The 2822-nt window shown below is 74.5% G+C and carries 3 protein-coding genes and 1 pseudogene; 1 reads left to right on the plus strand and 3 read right to left on the minus strand.

The genetic code is table 11. From position 1 onward, the window contains the following. Together AOK00_RS35575 and AOK00_RS35580 are read right to left on the minus strand one after the other, a co-directional pair. A partial coding sequence (locus tag AOK00_RS35575; RefSeq protein WP_055604236.1) for a sensor histidine kinase occupies nucleotides 1-1177 on the minus strand: 1177 nt, incomplete at its 3' end. Continuing rightward, entirely contained in the window at nucleotides 1174-1875 is a 702-nt protein-coding gene (locus tag AOK00_RS35580; protein ID WP_055604237.1) for a response regulator transcription factor, read from the minus strand. The genes AOK00_RS35575 and AOK00_RS35580, both read right to left, overlap by 4 nt. A 78-nt stretch (nucleotides 1876-1953) precedes the next feature. On the opposite strand from AOK00_RS35580, the gene AOK00_RS35585 reads away from it, so the two are divergent. Then, nucleotides 1954-2532 (plus strand): hypothetical protein, encoded by a 579-nt coding sequence (locus tag AOK00_RS35585; RefSeq protein ID WP_055604238.1) that lies wholly within the window; start codon nucleotides 1954-1956, stop codon nucleotides 2530-2532. Nucleotides 2533-2566: 34 nt separating this feature from the next. Here AOK00_RS35585 and AOK00_RS35590 read toward each other — a convergent pair. Then, nucleotides 2567-2822, minus strand: a pseudogene (locus AOK00_RS35590) (spermine synthase); the annotation flags it as partial.

A 2822-nucleotide genomic window follows, 5' to 3' on the forward strand; every position in this document is an offset into this window, starting at 1 on the left:
TGCCCCGGGCGAGTGCGGCGGCCGGGTCGGCGATGCCGGGGCCCGCGTCGGAGACGAGGACGATGACGGCGTCCTCGCCGTTGTGGACGTCGATCGAGAAGGCCGTGCCCTCGGGGGTGTGGCGGAAGACGTTGCCGAGCAAGGCGTCGAGCGCGGCGACGAGTTCGGGCCGGGCGACCGGGATGCGGACCGGGCGCTCGACGCCCGCGACGCGGACCCGGCGGCCCTCGTCCTCGGCGAGCGCCGACCAGAACTCCATGCGCTCGCGCACCACTTCGGCGGCGTCGCAGCCCGCGCCGGGGCCGGTCGCCTGGGTCTGCGGCTTCGCGTCCCGGGCGGTCCTGATGATGATGTCGACCTCGCGCTCCAGCTGCTCGACGGCCGCGCGGGTCTGCTCGGCGGCCGGGCCCGAGCCCAGCGAGGCCGCGTTGAGCCGGAGCACGGTGAGCGGGGTGCGGAGCCGGTGGGAGAGGTCGGCAGCCAGTTCCCGCTCGTTGGCGAGGAGCTGGACGACCTGGTCGGCCATCGAGTTGAACGCGACGGCGGCCGACTTGAGTTCGGGCGGCCCCTCCTCGGGGACGCGTGCGCCGAGCCTGCCCTCGCCGAGGTCGTGGGCGGCGCCCGCGAGCCGCTGCGCCGGCTGGACCATCCGGACGCCGAGCCGGTCGGCGACGGCGACGGAGCCGACGATCAGGGCGATGCCGACCCCGGCGAGGACCAGCCAGGCGGTGGCGACACCGTTGGACACCTCGCCCTCGGGGACGAAGAGTTCGACGACGGCGACCTCGCCGCTGCTGAGCGCGGTGGGCTGGAGCAGCGCGAAGCCGCCCGGCACCTCGGCGATGGACGCCCGGCCGAGCCGGCGGGTGGCGGACAGCTCCTCCTCGCCGGCCCGCCGGGTGCCGATCTCCAGGCCCGGGTCGCCGGGTTCGGCGGCCGGCACATGGACGGCGAGCCGCCCGGCTGCCCCGTCCTCGGTGGTGGCGACGGCCTTGTCGAGCTCCTCGCGGTCGGTGGTGATGGCGAGTACGGGGGCGAGGCCGGCGGCCCGCCGTTCGGCGTTGGAGAACGCCCGGTCGCGGGCCATCTCCTTGACGACGAGCCCGAGGGGTACGGCGAAGGCGACGACGACCATGGCGGTGACGGCGAGCGACACCTTGACGAGCGCCCATCTCACGGCTGCGGCTCCCGGGGCGGCTCCAGCTTCACGCCGACGCCGCGCAGGGTGTGCAGATAGCGGGGCCGGGCGGCCGTCTCGCCCAGTTTCCGTCGCAGCCACGACAGGTGTACGTCGATGGTCTGGTCGTCCCCGTACGACTGCTGCCACACCTCGGCGAGCAGCTCCTTGCGCGGGACGACGACCCCGGGCCGCCCGGCGAGGAAGGCGAGCAGGTCGAACTCGCGCCGGGTCAGGTCCAGGGGTGCCCCGTCGAGTTCCGCCTGCCGGCGCAACGGGTCGACGGTGAGCCCGCCGACCCGGATCACCCGTGGCGGCGGTGCCTCGCCCGCGCCGGACCGGGCCCGGCGCAGGACGGCGGCCATCCGGGCCGAGAGGTGGTCGACCGAGAACGGCTTCACGAGGTAGTCGTCGGCGCCCGCGTGGAGGAGCCGTACGATCTCCGCCTCGTCGTCCCGGGCGGTCGCGATGATCACCGGTACGTCGGTGATCCCGCGCAACATCTTGAGCGCCTCCGACCCGTCCAGATCGGGCAGTCCGAGGTCCAGGATGACCACGTCGAACCGGAAATGGGCGACCTCGCGCAATGCCTCCAGAGCCGTACCGACGCTCCGTACCGTGTGGGAGGCCTCGGAAAGCCGGCGGATGAGGGCGGAGCGCACGAACTGGTCGTCCTCGACCACGAGCACACTTGCCATGGGCCGCACCGTACGCCATTCGGGGGAATGTGAGGCAAGGAGCACCCTGCGGTGAGGGCGGGGAGGGTGTGGTGCAGTATGGCCCGGATGCGAAGAGGACTCGTTCACGCCCTGGCCTGGTCGCTCGCCACCGGCGCGGCGGTCACGCTCTCCTGGTGGGGAGTGCACACGGTCATGTCCGGGACGGTGTACGACCCCCCGCGCGCGCTGCCCCTCCCGGCAGGCAGCGCCGGTGAGACGGACGCGGCCGGCAGCGATCCGCTGTCCTCCTCGACCCACCGGCCCGAGACCGTCGAACCCACCGCGGCCGTCACGAGGAGGCCGACGCCGAGCGCCGGCCGTCCGACCCCGGCCGCCCCCTCGACGACGCCCGCGCGGACGGCGAGGCCGACGACGCAGGCGCCCCCCGTCACCACACCGCCCGCCGACTCGAACGTGAAGACCTACACGGTGGACGGCGGCCGGGTCACCTTCGACCTGGGCGAGCACTCGGCCGAGCTGGTCTCGGCCATCCCCGCCTCGGGCTGGCAGATGCAGGTGTGGAAGCAGCCGACCTGGATCCGGGTCACGTTCACGGCGAACGGCCGTGAACTGTCCGTCTTCTGCGTCTGGCACGACACCGCGCCCCGCGTGGAGATCGACGACCGCACGGTGTGACCGGGCGCCCCGGGCGCCCCGGGCGATCGGCCGGTCAGCGGAAGGCGGACGCGGGCGGTACGGGTGAGGGCTTGGCGCTCGCGTCGGTGACCGGCGCCGCTCCCCCGGCGAAGTCGGCGAGCGCCCGCCCGTGTTCGACCCGGCCCGGGTGCGGGTCGGTGGCGACCCGGCGGGTCAGTTCGGCCACCGGCAGTTCCCGGTCTGAGGCGAGCAGCACCGCGTTGCCGAAGCGGCGGCCGCGCAGCACCGTCGGGTCGGCGGCCAGCGCCAGCTCGGGGAAGACGGCCGCG

The organism is Streptomyces aureus, assembly GCF_001418135.1.
Lineage (GTDB): Bacteria > Actinomycetota > Actinomycetes > Streptomycetales > Streptomycetaceae > Streptomyces > Streptomyces aureus_A.

What these genes read in the sequence shown, in the direction of transcription:
- AOK00_RS35580 (WP_055604237.1), bottom strand. Translation starts at nt 1,875, where the DNA reads ATGGCAAGTGTGCTCGTGGTCGAGGACGACCAGTTCGTGCGCTCCGCC.
- AOK00_RS35585 (WP_055604238.1), top strand. Translation starts at nt 1,954, where the DNA reads ATGGCCCGGATGCGAAGAGGACTCGTTCACGCCCTGGCCTGGTCGCTC.